Origin of the sequence: Paenibacillus sp. FSL H8-0283, from assembly GCF_045040675.1 — a bacterium.
Taxonomy (GTDB): domain Bacteria; phylum Bacillota; class Bacilli; order Paenibacillales; family Paenibacillaceae; genus Paenibacillus; species Paenibacillus amylolyticus.
This window is the reverse complement of sequence record NZ_CP150295.1, coordinates 5546166-5562191: the sequence shown is the minus strand read 5'-3', so window position 1 is coordinate 5562191 and position 16026 is coordinate 5546166. Positions and strand designations below refer to the sequence as shown.

The following is a 16026-nucleotide window of genomic DNA, read 5'->3' as shown; positions in this document are numbered from 1 at the left end:
TTATTTTCTCGCATACAAATTCCGCATCGCCCGTTTACGTCGCGTTGAAAAGGCTATACTACCAAGTATTAGCATGATCTCATATGAGAATAGCGACAAAATAGGAGGATGTGAAGACATGGAATTTGGTATGGTCATCATGTTGATTCAGTTATTTTTTGGAGTGGTGATTGGTTTATATTTCTGGAACCTGCTGCGTGGTCAGAAAACAAACCGCAGTGCCGTTGAGCGTGAATCTCGCAAGGAACTGGAGAAGCTGCGCAAGCTGCGTTCGATCTCACTCACCAAGCCGTTGTCGGAGAAGACGCGTCCAGCTACCATTAACGATATTGTTGGGCAAAAAGACGGGCTGCGTGCCCTTAAAGCTGCTTTGTGCAGTGCTAATCCGCAACATGTTATCATTTATGGCCCTCCCGGAGTCGGGAAGACAGCCGCGGCAAGGGTCGTTTTGGAAGAGGCTAAGAAGAATCCAACATCGCCTTTCAAGCCAGATGCGAAATTCACGGAGTTGGATGCAACAACAGCTCGTTTTGATGAGCGTGGTATTGCGGACCCCTTAATTGGTTCGGTCCACGATCCGATATATCAGGGAGCAGGAGCCATGGGCGTTGCAGGTATTCCCCAACCGAAACCGGGCGCTGTCACGAAAGCGCATGGGGGAATGCTTTTTATTGATGAGATTGGTGAATTACATTCGATTCAGATGAATAAGCTGTTGAAAGTGTTGGAGGATCGCAAGGTGTTTTTGGAGAGTGCGTACTATAACTCGGAAGACACGCATACTCCTGCTTATATCCACGATATTTTTCAAAATGGCCTGCCGGCCGATTTCCGCCTTGTTGGAGCAACGACACGTTCGCCTCATGAACTGCCACCAGCTCTGCGTTCCCGCTGCATGGAAGTTTATTTCCGTCCTCTGTTGCCTGAGGAGATTGGGCGAATTGCAGAGGATGCTGTTCAGAAAATAGGGTTCAGTCCATGTCCGGATGCCGTTGATGTGGTCAAGCGATATGCAACCAATGGACGTGAAGCGGTCAATATCATCCAGCTGGCTGCTGGACTTGCGCTGACAGAGAAGCGTGAGACGCTTCAGGCGTCTGATGTGGAGTGGGTGGCGGGTAGCAGTCAGATTCAGCCGCGACCTGATCGGAAGGTCCCTACACAGCCGCAGGTGGGTTTTGTTAACGGCTTGGCGGTATACGGACCGAATATGGGAACCATTTTGGAGATCGAAGTGTCTGCTGTTCCGGCTCTTAAAGATCAAGGCCGAATCAACATTACAGGCGTTGTGGATGAAGAAGAGATTGGAGGCGGTTCGCGTACACTCCGGCGAAAAAGTATGGCCAAAGGCTCGGTTGAAAATGTGTTAACCGTATTAAAAGCCATGGGTATTCGTCCGAATGATTACGATTTACACGTGAATTTCCCAGGTGGGACGCCTATTGATGGTCCATCCGCCGGGATCGCCATGGCGACTGCCATTACATCAGCCATTCAGAGGCGTCCTGTGGATCATGAGACAGCGATGACTGGCGAGATCAGTATTCATGGTCGGGTTAAACCTATCGGTGGCGTGCTGGCCAAGGTCGAGGCTGCCTTTCAGGCAGGAGCGAAGACCGTTATTATTCCCGCGGAGAACTGGCAGTCCATTTTTGAGAATCTGGATGGCTTGCGCGTTATCCCGGTAGATACGGTACAGGACGTATTCCGTGAAGTGTTCGCCTGGGTTCCGGAATCACAACAAATGGAACAAACGAAGCTTGCAGAGGAGACAGTTGCACCTGCACCGGAGATTTTTCCACCGGCATCCGCTTCCTATTTGCGTGCGGATGTGCCTCGTCCAGGACAGGTTACAGATTCGGGAAGCTGCTAAGCGCTTCCCTTCATTGGTTTTTTATGTGAACATTTGATAGAATAATGAATGACTACAACCTGAGAGCCATTGGAGGTGCGAAAGCGATGGGACCGAGCAAAGCGAAAGGTCGTCGTTTTCCTTTACTGCCTTTAAGAGGACTTCTCGTCTACCCGAGTATGGTACTGCATCTCGATGTGGGCCGGGAGAAATCGGTCAAGGCTTTAGAAAAAGCGATGGTAGAAGAACATCTGATTCTCCTATGTTCCCAAGCCGAAGTAAATATTGAAGAACCAACACAAGAGGACATTTTCAGAATCGGAACCGTGGCCAAGGTCAGACAGATGCTGAAGCTTCCGAACGGTACGATTCGTGTACTCGTTGAAGGCTTGGAACGGGCTGAAATTATTGAATATACGGACAACGAGGAATATTATGAAGTACTGGCTAAAGAGCTGCCTGAAGAGGAGAATACCCATCCGGAGACGGATGCCTTGATGCGTACCGTTCTGAACCAGTTCGAGAATTATATTAATCTGTCCAAAAAAGTGACACCAGAGACACTCGCAGCGGTGTCTGACATCGAAGAACCAGGGCGTCTGGCCGATGTCATCACGAGTCACCTGTCCTTGAAGATCAAGGATAAACAGGAAATTCTGGAGACCATCGACGTTCGGGAACGTCTGGAGAAATTGCTGGATATCCTGAACAATGAGCGCGAAGTGCTGGAGCTTGAACGCAAGATTAGCCAACGTGTGAAGAAACAGATGGAGAAAACGCAGAAGGAATATTATTTGCGGGAGCAGATGAAAGCGATCCAGAAAGAACTGGGTGAAAAAGAAGGCCGTGCGGGTGAGGTCGAGGAACTTCGCACTCAGATGGAAGAACTCGGCTTGCCGGACAAGGTGAAAGAAAAGGTCGAGAAAGAAATTGATCGACTGGAGAAAATGCCTGCAAGTTCAGCCGAGGGCGGAGTCATTCGCAACTACGTGGATTGGCTGCTTGGCCTTCCTTGGAGTCAGATGACAGCGGATGATCTGGATATCCAAAAAGCCGAAGATGTGCTCAATGCAGATCATTACGGACTGGAAAAACCCAAAGAGCGTGTGCTTGAATATCTGGCTGTCCAGAAGCTCGTCAAGAAGCTCAAAGGGCCAATTCTCTGTCTGGTTGGACCTCCAGGGGTCGGTAAAACATCACTTGCTCGTTCGATCGCGAGATCGCTGGGTCGGGAATTTGTAAGAATATCTCTTGGCGGCGTGCGGGATGAAGCCGAGATTCGTGGTCACCGGCGCACCTATGTAGGGGCTATGCCTGGGCGTATCATCCAGGGGATGAAAACGGCAGGGTCACTTAATCCGGTATTCCTGCTGGACGAGATTGATAAGATGGCTTCAGATTTCCGCGGAGATCCTTCCGCAGCGTTACTTGAGGTACTTGATCCGGAACAAAATAATACGTTTAGTGATCATTTTGTAGAATTGCCGTTTGACTTATCCAACGTTATGTTTATAACAACTGCCAACACGGTACACAATATTCCGCGTCCATTGCTGGATCGGATGGAAATGCTCAACATCCCTGGTTATACGGAACTGGAGAAGCAACAAATTGCGAAAAACTATTTGTTGCCCAAACAGAAGAAGGACCATGGTTTGGAAGAAGAGCAATTGGAAATCCCGGATGACGCGTTGTTGCGTGTAATTCGTGAATATACACGGGAGTCAGGTGTGCGTAATCTGGAACAGCAGATGGCTTCGTTGTGCCGGAAAGCTGCCAAGAACATCGTATCGGGTGTGGAAGGTCAGATTAACATCTCATCCGATGAGATCAAAGACTACCTTGGACCTGGCAAGTTCCGTTATGGTATGGCCGAACTGGAAGATCAGATTGGTACCGTAACGGGTCTGGCGTGGACTGAAGTGGGTGGAGATACCCTTATCATTGAAGTGACTGTTGTGCCTGGAACAGGTAAATTGACTCTCACAGGTAAACTGGGGGATGTCATGAAGGAATCGGCACAAGCCGCATTCAGTTACACCCGTTCCAAAGCTACACAGCTAGGAATTTCGCCTGACTTCCATGAGAAGAACGATATCCATATCCACGTTCCGGAAGGAGCGATTCCGAAGGATGGTCCATCTGCCGGGATTACGATGGCAACAGCGTTAATCTCAGCCTTGACGAACAAACATGTGTCCAAGGATATCGCGATGACTGGTGAAATAACACTGCGTGGACGTGTGCTGCCGATTGGTGGTCTGAAAGAGAAATCACTGGCGGCCCATCGTGCCGGCTATAAAAAAATATTATTGCCTAAGGATAACGAACGGGACCTGCGTGACATTCCAGACAGCATCAAGGAAGATGTGGAGTTTGTCCCTGTAGCCCATATGGATCAGGTATTGCAGCATGCACTTGTTGAGCAGACAGGAATTCACCTGTAATCCACGTATCCGAAAGGTTCGTATGAAGATTAGACCGTTCTGCGGAGGCTTCGGCGTCCGCTGGAACGGTTTTTTTGGTATGATAGAACAATCCATGGCATAATACCTTCAACAGGTGATGCATAGCACAGGCGTTCAAGAGAGGAAAGATACAATATGAAAGTAAATCAATCTGAATTTATTATCAGTGCCGTTCGGCCTGAACAATACCCCGAGGATGGTCTGCCAGAGATTGCTTTGGCGGGACGCTCCAATGTGGGGAAATCTTCCCTGATCAACCGATTGATCAATCGTAAAAACTTGGCTCGGACGAGCTCAACACCGGGTAAGACACAGCAACTCAACTATTATAAAATTAATCAGGATCTCTACTTCGTCGATTTCCCGGGATATGGCTACGCTAAAGTTTCTAAAGAGCAACGCTTTGCCTGGGGTAAAATGATGGAGAAATACTTGTTGGGACGCGAGGAATTGAAACTGGTCATGCAGATGGTTGATATGAGACATGAACCGTCCAAAGAGGACAAGATGATGAACGAATGGCTTCGTCATAATGGACTGCCATTGGTTGTCGTAGCAACCAAGATGGACAAGATTCCAAAAACCCGCAGAGCCAAATATATCAAAGTCATTAAGGAATCACTGGGTCTTCGTTCAGGGGATTTGTTTGTGCCGTTTTCATCCGAAGAGGGATTGGGGAAAGAAGAGTTATGGGACATCATTACCCGCCATGCCCGCATAGATAAGTATGCACCAGTGCTGGATGCAGAGGGTGCTTCTGATGAGGAAGAAACCAACGGAATTAACGGATAACCGAGATAGTATACCGTTTTAGTGCAGGAAAGTGAGCATGCTAAATGAATCTTTGATGAGATCCAGATTAATCCGGTTTTTTAAGGAATTTCGTGACAATTCATCATCTGGGTCTGGAGAAAAATAACGTTAGGGTAGTGTATAATGAGCATAGGTGCATATTGCCAACAGTACCAAAATTACCGGCCATGCCGGCCTGAAGAATTTTGAGATGACTGCTACATGTGCAGGAAGGCAAAACAATCGGGAAAGAATTGAGGGATTTGTATGGCTCAGCGGTTAGCCACAGAGTACGTTAAGGCCACTATGAAATTGTCAGAACCCCAGATGCATCAGTTTTTGCGCATGACAGAAGACGGCAGGCTTCATCACCGGGTTAAGGTGTTGGACAATGGTTGTCAGGAGGTTGTGCTGGGGGATGTAAGTGGAGAAGAAGTGCATTTCCCTTTTGACCGCATAGAAGGGTTTTATATCTGTGAATTATCTTGCCGCCTGGTGAATCTGCATCTGACCAACGTTGTCCGGAAGCTCTTTGTGACTTTTAAGGGTGACGGGGTCGTTCATCGGATCTATAAAGGGTTCACCATGACGTATGTTTATGCTCAAGGCACTGTCCGCAAAATTGTGGAGAAGACCGGGGAGAACACCCGAGTGATCTATGAATACAAAAATACGTTGCTTGAATTGCAACATCTGTTCCAGGCCAGAGATGTAGAACGCGAAATCAACCGTGTGTATGCCGAGATCGATTCACTACTGGACACTAGAAAAGATGCGACTGCTGATCAGCTCCATCAGATTGATGAGACCCTTGCTCGTCATCAAAAACGGTTGTTTGAGCTTGAAGCTTATTAGCTTAAAATTGTATGTTTATAAACGTATATGTATATAATGAATTCCCTTGTATCTTCCGTGCAGTGGCACTCGCCAATGTGGAGGTTTCAGGGGAATTTTTTGATGTGAGATCGAATATTCCGAATTGGAAATATTTATTTTACAATCTTCTGGAAAAGGGTTGATTTCACTCTGATTCAATGTTATTTTTAATCTCGTTGAAAACAAAATAGGAACCAGGATTCACTCAGGACATTATATGTTGCGAGAGATTTTTCCCTCGGGAAGTGAATGACGTAGGTCCTAGCGGATGAAATTTTTCAAACATTTTATTCCTAGGAAGGGGGAACCGAAGGATGGAATATTCAACTTTCGGAAGACACGTTGCTGTTGATACTTGGGGTGTTGACTTTAATCTACTGAACAATGCAGAGTATCTGGAAGCCCAAATGGTTGAAGCAGCAGAGGCATGTGGCGCGACAGTGATGTCCGTACAATCCAAGCAGTTTGATCCACAGGGAGCGACCGTACTTGTACTATTGTCTGAGAGCCATCTCTCCATTCATACGTATCCTGAGAGAGGTTTTGCAGCGATTGATTGTTACACTTGTGGGGAGACTGTAGATCCACAGCTTGCTATTGACTACCTGGTATCCGTATTAAAGCCTGAAAAAACGTATGCAAAGAAGTTGGTACGTGGTTTGGGCGAATTACAAGTTGAAACACCAGACATGAACAACCAGACTGAACGGGTTTAAATAAAAAGTATATTGCATACACACAAATGTTCACATATCGGGATGGACACATAACCTCCCAAACTCTAATAGTCATGGAATAATTCCATGGCTATTTGTTTTAATATGCGTATCGTTATGAATATTCATAATGGACACTTTTTAACGCATAACGGTGAACTTTGGTGAGACACTACAATAAATGACAGTGCATATGATGATGAACATGGTGATTTCATAAACATTTCATAAAAATGACCCGGTCATGGCTATGATGTGTGATATAATTAACCTTGTCAATCATAAATGGATAGACATATGCAGTAAGCACTTTGATTGGAAATTTATTAGGCAGGTGAACTTGCAATGCACATCGTTGTCGTTGGTTTGAATTATCGCACGGCGCCTGTAGAGGTTAGGGAACGATTCACATTTGCAGAAAAGGATTTGTCTGAAGCGCTGCAGCAGCTCAAGCTGACCAAGAGTGTATTGGAAGGTGTAATCGTAGCCACATGTAACCGTACCGAGTTGTATGTTGTGGTGGACCGTCTTCACATGTGTGGTTATTTTATTCGAACATTCATGGAACAATGGTTTAACGTACCACGGGAAGAATTTACGCAACACTTATATATATATGAAGATGATCAAGCCATGCGCCATTTGTTCCGCGTCATCTGCGGACTAGATTCCATGGTCATTGGTGAGACTCAGATTCTTGGACAGGTGAAACAGGCTTTTCTTAAAGCGCAGGAAGAGAAATCAACAGGTACCTGGTTTAATATGCTGTTCAAACAGGCAGTTACGCTGGGCAAACGGGCACATTCGGAGACTTCCATCGGGGAGAGTGCCGTATCTGTCAGTTATGCTGCTGTTGAACTCGGTAAGAGGATTTTTGGCATGTTCACAGACAAGAAGGTGCTCATTTTGGGTGCCGGCAAGATGAGTGAACTAACCGTGAAACATCTCTATGCCAACGGGGCATCCGAGGTCATCGTGGCGAATCGCACGCTCGCAAGAGCTGAAGAATTGGCAGCCAAGTTCCGGGGGACACCTTGTACCATGGAACAGGCACTAGATCGACTTAATGAAGTTGATATTGTGATTAGTTCCACTGGAGCTGAACGTTATGTCATGGATGCAGCAGTGGTACGAGAGAGCATGAAGCGTCGTCAATCTCGTCCATTGTTCCTGATTGATATTGCGGTTCCACGCGATATTGATCCGGCGATTGGTGAATTATCCAACGTATTTCTCTATGACATTGATGATCTGGAAGGAATCGTGGAGAGCAACCTGGAGATGCGTAAGGTGGAAGCTGCCAAAATTGAGAGAATGATTGAGCTTGAGATGGAGGATTATTACCATTGGCTCAAAACGTTGGGTGTTCGTCCCGTTATTCGGGCTTTGCAGGAAAAAGGTGTCTCCATTCATGAAGAAACGATGGATAGCCTGTTTAATAAACTGCCTGAGCTGGATGAACATCAACGTAAAGTCATTCGTCGTTTGACCAAGAGTATTGTGAACCAAATGACGACAGATCCGATTAATCGGATTAAGGAAATGGCAGGCACGAAGCAAGGTGATGAAGCTCTGCGCATGTTTACTCAGATTTTCGCTCTGGAAGATGCAGTAGAGATGGCCGCTGAAAAAGTGAGTCAGAGTGATGCTACAGCTCTGGCGAAACCAGCCGCTCACCTTAACGAAAACCGGCAAGACCCCGTGCCGGCTTATGCTCCGGCAGGCGTATAAGGCGGGTGGGCAGCTTGACCCTTGCTGAACAAGTTTATGAAGCTCTAATCTATATGTATGCCCTGAGCCTACTGTTCTATTTCTCGGACTGCATTCGACGCAATGCGGGGGCGAAGCGGACAGGCACAGGGTTTCTTGTCGTTGTTTGGGGATTGCAGGTAACGCATGTCATATTGCGCATGTGGACTGAAGGCCATTTCCCCATCTATACCACCTTTGATTTTTTGTTTATATTTTCATTCAGTATTGTGCTGATGTCTCTCGTCATGACTCGCATCCAGCGTTCCGAATTTGTGATTTTGTTGCTGAATGTTGTAGGTTTTTCCGTTACGGTATTAAACCGACTGTGGTTTACGGCCGGAGAGATATCACTGCATAACTGGCAAACGGTACATGGATTACTCATTATGCATATTACCTTGGCGAATCTTGGTTTTGCGGCGTTAACCGTTGCTACGGTATTTGCCATGTTATATCTGTTCCTGCACCGTAAGTTGAAGAAAAAAAAGTGGAATGATACGATGCGGCGGATGCCAAGCCTGGAAGTGATCGGCAAATACATGGATGGTGCTAATTTCATAGGTACACCGCTCCTTGGCGTTTCTGTGATGCTTGCCGTATTATCCATTGTGGCGGAAAGACGCTGGATTCTACTCTTGGATCTCAAAGTTATTGCGACAGGTCTTGCTATAGCCATCTATGTGGGGTACTTCGTATCCAAGAGAAGGAAACAGTTCTCTACAATTATCATGGCAAGATGGACACTGATCGGGTACGGATTTGTCATTATAAGTTTTTTATCCAATGCGTATTCAGCGTTTCATCGTTGGACGGGAGAGTGAAGGGGATGGACCGTTACACGCCGATATTTGTGAATACTTCAGGCAAAAAGTGCTGCGTGGTTGGTGGTGGACGTGTTGCCGAACGTAAAATTAAGGGATTGCTGCATGCTGAGGCACAGATTACGGTCATTAGTCCGGAGCTTACTCCCGTATTAAAACAACTGCATCATGAATCCCGAATTCAATGGATAGACCGGTCCTACCGCAATGGAGATTTGCGGGGGGCCTTTCTCGTATATGCAGCGACTGACCGTTCAGAGGTCAATTCAACTGTGGTTCGGGATGCTGAGGCTGCGGGCATACTGGTGAATAACGCGATGTCTTCGGAGCACAGCAGCTTTATTACACCAAGCGTGGTAAGGCGTGGGAGATTAAGTATAGCCATATCCACAGCAGGAGCGGGACCGGCAGCAGCTGCGGAGATACGTGCCACACTCGAACGACAGTTCGGTGATGAATATGAGACGTACCTTGAGTTTTTGCACCAGATGAGGACTGAGGTGAAGTCACGCGTATCTTCTTCAAGTCTCAGGAGTACGTTGCTTCGGCAATTAACTGAAATGCACATATTAGAAGATATTCGTACAGGCCATTTTCGGTGGTGGACCGAAGAAGAAATCGGGGACTGGATATCCCGTAATCAGGAGGAAGTGTAGATATGCGTACAATTAAAGTTGGAAGTAGACAGAGCGCGCTTGCGCTAACCCAGACAGGCCATGTCATTCAGGATTTACGCGATATTTGTGAGCGGGAAGGATTAGCTTTTGACTTTGAAGTACATAAGATTGTTACCAAGGGAGATCTCATTCTGGATGTAACGTTGTCAAAAGTGGGAGGCAAAGGTCTGTTTGTCAAAGAGATTGAACAGGCGATGCTTGATCGTACGATTGATATGGCTGTGCATAGCATGAAGGATATGCCTTCCGAGTTACCCGAAGGATTAATCAATGGTGCTATTCCTCGTCGTGCAGATCCACGGGATGCGCTGATCTCTAATGGTGGACTTACTCTGGATCAACTGCCAGAAGGAGCTAGAGTCGGAACAAGCAGTCTGCGCCGGTCGAGTCAATTAAAGGCCTATCGTCCAGATTTGCAATTGGAATCGATTCGCGGCAATATTGATTCCCGTCTGCGGAAGCTGGAGACAGAAGGATTCGATGCGATTATTCTGGCAGCTGCAGGATTGTACCGTATGGGCTGGGAAGACCGAATCACAGAGTACCTGACGGAAACAGCTTGCCTTCCGGCAGTGGGTCAAGGCGCGCTTGGTATCGAATGTCGTGAAGACGATGAGGAACTATTGCACTTGCTACAGCTGTATAACGATCCCGAGACAGCATTTCCTGTACAGGCGGAACGCCGTTTTCTCAGTGTATTGAATGGGGGCTGTCAGGTTCCGATCGGTGCTCATGCGGTGTGGGTGCCTCAGCAAGATGCAGATTCCCTGAATGGTGAAAACACGTTACAATTAACAGGTATGGTCGGCACGCCGGATGGTGGACTGATTCTTAAGGAAGCTATGATCGGCAAGGACCCGGTTCGTCTGGGTGAAGAAGTGGCGTGGAGATTGATCGAACGGGGAGCAGAGCAGATACTGGCAGAAGTTAGGGGATGAAGACATGGTGGGAAAGGTCTTTTTGGTAGGGGCAGGTCCTGGGGATGCAAAGCTGATTACGGTAAAAGGGTGGGAATCCATCGGGAAAGCCGATGCTGTAGTCTATGATCGTTTGGCAAGTCCGAGATTGTTGAAACAAATGAAACCCGGCGCAGTCAAGATTTACGTGGGCAAGCGCCCGGATCGGCATACGATGAAACAGGAAGAGATCAATCAACTGTTGGTTGATCTGGCTCTTGAAGGCAAGGTTGTGGTTCGGCTTAAGGGCGGCGATCCAACTATCTTTGGACGCGTGGGCGAAGAGGCGGGTTTGCTGCACAAAAACGGAATTCCGTTTGAGATTGTACCTGGGGTTACCGCTGCAATAAGTGTGCCTGCGTATGCTGGAATTCCTGTGACTCACCGTGACTATGCATCTTCCATCTCTATTATTACGGGGCACGAGAGTCCGGACAAGCTTGATCGCAGTATCCATTGGGATAAAGTGACGAATGCAACGGGCACACTTGTATTTATGATGGGGGTTGCCAAAATTGGATATATCAGCGAACAATTGATTCGTCATGGTCGTCCAGCGCAAACACCGGTAGCTCTGATTCGTTGGGGAACACGAGCGGAACAGGATACCCTTACAGGTACCCTTGAAGATATAGAAGCGAAAGTGATCGCAGCCAATTTCCAACCACCAGCTGTTATTGTGGTGGGAGATGTCGTCAATCAGCGGGAACAATTGAAATGGGCAGAAGCGCTGCCGCTATTTGGCAAACGAATTCTGGTAACCCGTGCTCGCAGTCAGGCGAGTGAACTGGTGAATCGCATCGAGGAACTCGGCGGCGAACCGTATGAGTTTCCGGTTATTGAGACGGTCATGCCATCCAGTGAATCTGCCAAGCAAAGTGTCAAAGACGCCTTCAGTGCTTTAAATACCTATGACTGGGTGTTTTTCACAAGTGTGAACGGCGTGGAGTTTTTCTTCCGCCATCTGGAACAGGAAGGCAAGGATATTCGCTCGGTTCATCAAGCGAGAATTACTGCCGTAGGACCTTCCACAGCGGACGCTTTGCGCAAACATGGCATCGTAGCTGAAGTTGTCAAAGGTCCTTTCCAGGCCGAAGGCATGCTTGAGGCTTTTGAAAGCGAATTGAAGGAAGGTCAGAGAGTATTGCTTCCGCACGGTGATCTGGCACGTACGTGGTTACGTGATCAGTTGAGAGAACGAGGACTTCAGGTAACCGAAGCCATCACCTACGATACGATCCTTGCTGGTGAGGATGATGACGAACTGCTCAAGCTACTTGAAGAAGGTGGAATTCATGCGGTGACCTTTACAAGTTCATCGACGGTTACCAACTTCATGAGTATGTTGAAACGTATGGGGTTGCAAGACCCACTGCCTTTATTGAAAGATGTTGAGGTTGCGTGTATCGGGCCTGTTACGGCGAAAACGGCAGAAGCCGCTGGACTAAAGGTTACACTGATGGCAGAGGAAGCAACGATGGATAGCTTGATCACAGTGCTATGCGACTGGAAACGGACAGGCACCAAAGAAGGCGCTCTTCGAAATTAATACACATGTAATCATGTCAACATATGAAGCGTGCTGAATTCGATAGGATACCAGCGCGCTTCCCTTTTTGCTCTATTTAACTTTCAGGGAGGTTTTACACGTATGAGTTTTCCAATTGTACGGCATCGCCGTTTACGTCAATCCACAGGTATTCGCAATATGGTCAGAGAGACCCATCTAACCGTGGATGATTTTATTCAACCAATCTATGTTACGTATGGAGAAAATGTAAAATCTGAAATTAAATCCATGCCTGGCGTATTCCGCTTCTCGCTGGATCGTCTTCAGGAGGAAGTAACGGAAATTGCCGAGCTGGGAATTCCAGCCGTGTTATTGTTTGGTATTCCCGAGACGAAGGACAGTGTGGGTTCATCTGGCTTTGCTGAAGATGGCATTGTGCAGGAAGCGACGAGATTGATCAAATCCTGGTACCCGGAACTGCTGGTTGTTGCGGATACTTGTCTGTGTGAATTCACGGATCACGGTCACTGCGGTATGGTACACACCGTGGAGATTGACGGTCACATCTGCGGAGATGTGTTAAATGACGAATCACTTGATCTGCTCGTGCAAACGGCAGTGTCTCAAGCCAAAGCAGGAGCGGACATTATTGCACCATCCAACATGATGGATGGATTTGTACAAGCGATCCGCGCGGGGCTGGATGAGAATGGATTCAGTCACATTCCGATTATGTCTTACTCTGTTAAATATGCATCCGCGTTCTATGGTCCATTCCGTGAAGCTGCGGATTCCACACCACAATTCGGAGACCGCAAGTCATATCAGATGGACCCGGCGAACGCGCGTGAAGCCTTGCGTGAAGCAGAGACGGATGTGCTCGAAGGAGCGGATATGCTAATGGTTAAACCTTCGCTGTCCTATCTTGATGTCATGCGTACGATTAAGGATCAATTTGATCTTCCGCTTGTTGCCTATAATGTAAGTGGCGAGTATGCCATGGTGAAGGCGGCGGCGATTCAAGGCTGGATCGATGAGAAAAAAGTTGCCATGGAAATCCTGCTCAGCATGAAACGCGCAGGTGCAGATATGATCATTACCTACTACGGAAAAGACGCTTCACGCTGGTTGGCTGAGAAATAAAATAAATTACATTGAGGAGGATATTCATGACTGCACAACAAGGTAATCGTCGCAATGATGAGCGCTCACGCAGCGCGTTTGAGGAAGCGAAGCAGTACATACCCGGGGGTGTGAACAGCCCTGTACGCGCATTCAAATCGGTGGGACTTACTCCGATCTATGCAGAACGTGGTGAAGGGTCCAAAATCTACGATATTGATGGCAATGTTTTTATTGACTATGTGGGATCCTGGGGCCCACTCATTATGGGACATGCACACCCTGACGTTGTAGAAGCTTTGCGTGAGACAGCCCTCAAAGGAACAAGCTTTGGTGCGCCTACCTTGCTGGAGACCGAGATGGCAAAACTGGTCTGTGAGCGTGTACCTTCTATCGATATCGTGCGGATGGTTAATTCTGGAACTGAAGCAACGATGAGTGCCATTCGACTGGCACGCGGGGTAACCGGACGCAGTAAAATTCTGAAGTTTGAAGGATCATATCATGGACATGCAGACAGCTTGCTGATCAAGGCTGGCTCAGGTGTTGCAACGCTGGGTCTTCCAGATAGTCCAGGCGTGCCTGAAGGCGTAGCTGTGAATACCATTACGGTGCCTTATAACGATCTGGAGTCCGTGAGACTTGCTTTTGAACGTTATGGTGAAGAACTGGCGGCTGTTATTGTGGAGCCTGTGGCAGGTAACATGGGGGTTGTTCCTCCGGCTTCCGGTTTCCTTGAAGGGCTGCGCAGTTTGACGACCCAATATGGCAGCCTGCTTATTTTTGACGAAGTCATGACCGGTTTCCGCGTAGGGTTGAACTGTGCTCAGGGACGGTATGGGGTTACACCTGACCTGACTTGTCTGGGTAAAGTTATCGGTGGCGGCCTCCCGGTTGGCGCTTATGGTGGTCGTCGGGATCTGATGGAACAGATTGCTCCAACAGGACCAATCTATCAGGCAGGTACATTGAGCGGGAATCCGCTGGCTATGGCAGCAGGGTATACAACGCTCAAATTGTTAACACCAGAGGTCTATGACCGTCTGGAGACATTGTCTGCACGTCTGCAAGCCGGATTCGAGAAAAATGCAGCTGAGACGGGTATTGCGATAACCATTAACCGTGTGGGTTCCATGGTTTGTCCATTCTTCAGTGCCGTTCCAGTAACCAATTATGATATTGCCAAAGAAAGCAATCTGGATCAATTCCGTCGTTATTTTGCGGCCATGATTGATCAAGGTGTGAGTGTTGCGCCTTCGCAATACGAAGGTATGTTTGTCTCTGGTGTGCATACGGAGCAGGATATTGACGATACGATTGAGGCGAATCGTAAAGCTCTTCAATCGCTATGACCATCAAAAGTTGGAAACGCCGCGGGGAATGGCTTGAGCTGATGCCAGGGAAAGCCGTAACAGGCAGCTCGGACAAACCGATGGCTGCAGAGCAATGGTTATTGTCTGAGCTTCAGTTTCCGGAGAAACTGCTCCGTCAGCTGAAAGCAAACCAAGGAATACAACTTGCAGGGGACCGGCTTCGGCTGGCCCTTTTTGCGTCCCAGCCAATCGATGTTGAGCCACGCTGGGCTGATGTGGATGTATTATATGAGGATGATTTCTGTCTGGTTATGCACAAACCTGCAGGCATGAAACTGCATCCAGATGGAAGCCGTACCGATCAGGCGATCACGCTGGATCATGTGGTTGCCTCTTATTATGAAATGAACGGAATACAGGCGAGCGTACGCCATGTTCATCGACTGGATGAGGATACAACGGGACCTGTCCTATATGCCAAAAATACTTTTGCCCTCGCCAAACTGGATGAAGCGATGCGTCGTAAAGAGATTGGTCGCCATTATGTAGCTATTGCAGGTGGACAAATTCCCCTTGAACTCCACAAAATTGATGCTCCGATTGGCAAGGATAGACATCACAAGCAGCGCAGACGTGTCTCGGAAGGTGGACAGGAAGCTGTTACTCATGTGGAGACCGTCGAAGTGTGGGAAAGAGCAACCCTTGTACGATTAAAGCTGGATACAGGACGAACACACCAAATTCGTGTACACCTGAGTTACGCGGGACACCCGCTCATTGGTGATTCGTTGTATGGTGGTAGAGCGGATGCCATTGGGCGACAAGCACTTCATGGAGAGATGCTTAAGTTTAGTCATCCGTTAACCGGAGCGATGATTGAAGTGAACGACCATTGGCCATCCGACTTCACACAATTGGCAGAGCGAGAGGGGGCTTACTAGTACACTATATAAGTTCGACTAACTATTTACACGAAAACGGAAAGGACAGAAACAACCAGAAGAAGTAAAGCGTTCGCCTAAAAGCTTTCTGAAAGAAAGCTACTTCGGAAGCATAAGCTATCCCCGGTTTTTCCCTTTGAAGAAGGGAATCAAAAAAAATCTGGGGATAACAGTGATCGGAAGGTTGTTCTGTCATTGGAGTGACAGTGTAAATAACCATGAGTTGAACA

13 protein-coding genes are annotated in these 16026 nt (G+C 47.6%); all 13 read left to right on the top strand.

The genetic code is table 11. The annotated features are described in order from the left end of the window. Window positions 1–118: 118 nt before the first annotated feature. The 13 genes from lonB to MHI52_RS24495 all read left to right on the top strand — a co-directional run bounded on the left by lonB (window position 119) and on the right by MHI52_RS24495 (window position 15796). Complete coding sequence (gene lonB, locus MHI52_RS24555) at window positions 119–1873, top strand: ATP-dependent protease LonB (RefSeq protein WP_036605888.1); 1755 nt, start codon at window positions 119–121, stop codon at window positions 1871–1873. A gap of 86 nt (window positions 1874–1959) precedes the next feature. Continuing rightward, on the top strand, window positions 1960–4299 hold the full coding sequence (gene lon / locus MHI52_RS24550; RefSeq protein ID WP_339284069.1) for an endopeptidase La: 2340 nt from the start codon (window positions 1960–1962) through the stop codon (window positions 4297–4299). Between the two features lie 156 nt (window positions 4300–4455). Next, a complete protein-coding gene (yihA, locus tag MHI52_RS24545; RefSeq protein ID WP_036605890.1) occupies window positions 4456–5112 on the top strand; it encodes a ribosome biogenesis GTP-binding protein YihA/YsxC in 657 nt (218 codons plus the stop codon). Window positions 5113–5379: 267 nt separating this feature from the next. Next, on the top strand, window positions 5380–5967 hold the full coding sequence (locus MHI52_RS24540) for a hypothetical protein (protein WP_036605891.1): 588 nt from the start codon (window positions 5380–5382) through the stop codon (window positions 5965–5967). A 335-nt stretch (window positions 5968–6302) separates the two neighbouring features. After that, window positions 6303–6704, top strand: a complete 402-nt coding sequence (gene speD / locus MHI52_RS24535; RefSeq protein ID WP_036673526.1) for an adenosylmethionine decarboxylase — start codon at window positions 6303–6305, stop codon at window positions 6702–6704. 345 nt (window positions 6705–7049) lie between these two features. Then, entirely contained in the window at window positions 7050–8435 is a 1386-nt protein-coding gene (hemA, locus tag MHI52_RS24530; protein WP_036605893.1) for a glutamyl-tRNA reductase, read from the top strand. 14 nt (window positions 8436–8449) lie between these two features. Further along, the gene (gene ccsA, locus MHI52_RS24525) at window positions 8450–9277 is read left to right on the top strand and encodes a cytochrome c biogenesis protein CcsA (RefSeq protein ID WP_036605894.1); all 828 of its coding nucleotides are present in this window, start codon (window positions 8450–8452) and stop codon (window positions 9275–9277) included. Between the two features lie 5 nt (window positions 9278–9282). Next, a complete protein-coding gene (locus MHI52_RS24520) occupies window positions 9283–9933 on the top strand; it encodes a bifunctional precorrin-2 dehydrogenase/sirohydrochlorin ferrochelatase (protein ID WP_076320306.1) in 651 nt (216 codons plus the stop codon). 2 nt (window positions 9934–9935) lie between these two features. Then, complete coding sequence (hemC, locus tag MHI52_RS24515; protein ID WP_036605896.1) at window positions 9936–10892, top strand: hydroxymethylbilane synthase; 957 nt, start codon at window positions 9936–9938, stop codon at window positions 10890–10892. Between the two features lie 4 nt (window positions 10893–10896). Further along, a complete protein-coding gene (gene cobA / locus MHI52_RS24510; protein WP_076253319.1) occupies window positions 10897–12459 on the top strand; it encodes a uroporphyrinogen-III C-methyltransferase in 1563 nt (520 codons plus the stop codon). Window positions 12460–12561: 102 nt separating this feature from the next. Next, window positions 12562–13563, top strand: a complete 1002-nt coding sequence (hemB, locus tag MHI52_RS24505) for a porphobilinogen synthase (protein ID WP_017692601.1) — start codon at window positions 12562–12564, stop codon at window positions 13561–13563. Window positions 13564–13589: 26 nt separating this feature from the next. Beyond that, the gene (gene hemL, locus MHI52_RS24500; protein WP_036605898.1) at window positions 13590–14894 is read left to right on the top strand and encodes a glutamate-1-semialdehyde 2,1-aminomutase; all 1305 of its coding nucleotides are present in this window, start codon (window positions 13590–13592) and stop codon (window positions 14892–14894) included. Further along, window positions 14891–15796, top strand: a complete 906-nt coding sequence (locus MHI52_RS24495) for an RluA family pseudouridine synthase (protein ID WP_405157806.1) — start codon at window positions 14891–14893, stop codon at window positions 15794–15796. Before hemL ends, MHI52_RS24495 begins: the two co-directional genes overlap by 4 nt. The last annotated feature ends 230 nt before the right edge of the window (window positions 15797–16026 follow it).

What these genes read in the sequence shown, in the direction of transcription:
- lonB (WP_036605888.1), top strand. Translation starts at nt 119, where the DNA reads ATGGAATTTGGTATGGTCATCATGTTGATTCAGTTATTTTTTGGAGTG.
- lon (WP_339284069.1), top strand. Translation starts at nt 1,960, where the DNA reads ATGGGACCGAGCAAAGCGAAAGGTCGTCGTTTTCCTTTACTGCCTTTA.
- yihA (WP_036605890.1), top strand. Translation starts at nt 4,456, where the DNA reads ATGAAAGTAAATCAATCTGAATTTATTATCAGTGCCGTTCGGCCTGAA.
- MHI52_RS24540 (WP_036605891.1), top strand. Translation starts at nt 5,380, where the DNA reads ATGGCTCAGCGGTTAGCCACAGAGTACGTTAAGGCCACTATGAAATTG.
- speD (WP_036673526.1), top strand. Translation starts at nt 6,303, where the DNA reads ATGGAATATTCAACTTTCGGAAGACACGTTGCTGTTGATACTTGGGGT.
- hemA (WP_036605893.1), top strand. Translation starts at nt 7,050, where the DNA reads ATGCACATCGTTGTCGTTGGTTTGAATTATCGCACGGCGCCTGTAGAG.
- MHI52_RS24520 (WP_076320306.1), top strand. Translation starts at nt 9,283, where the DNA reads ATGGACCGTTACACGCCGATATTTGTGAATACTTCAGGCAAAAAGTGC.
- hemC (WP_036605896.1), top strand. Translation starts at nt 9,936, where the DNA reads ATGCGTACAATTAAAGTTGGAAGTAGACAGAGCGCGCTTGCGCTAACC.
- cobA (WP_076253319.1), top strand. Translation starts at nt 10,897, where the DNA reads ATGGTGGGAAAGGTCTTTTTGGTAGGGGCAGGTCCTGGGGATGCAAAG.
- hemB (WP_017692601.1), top strand. Translation starts at nt 12,562, where the DNA reads ATGAGTTTTCCAATTGTACGGCATCGCCGTTTACGTCAATCCACAGGT.
- hemL (WP_036605898.1), top strand. Translation starts at nt 13,590, where the DNA reads ATGACTGCACAACAAGGTAATCGTCGCAATGATGAGCGCTCACGCAGC.
- MHI52_RS24495 (WP_405157806.1), top strand. Translation starts at nt 14,891, where the DNA reads ATGACCATCAAAAGTTGGAAACGCCGCGGGGAATGGCTTGAGCTGATG.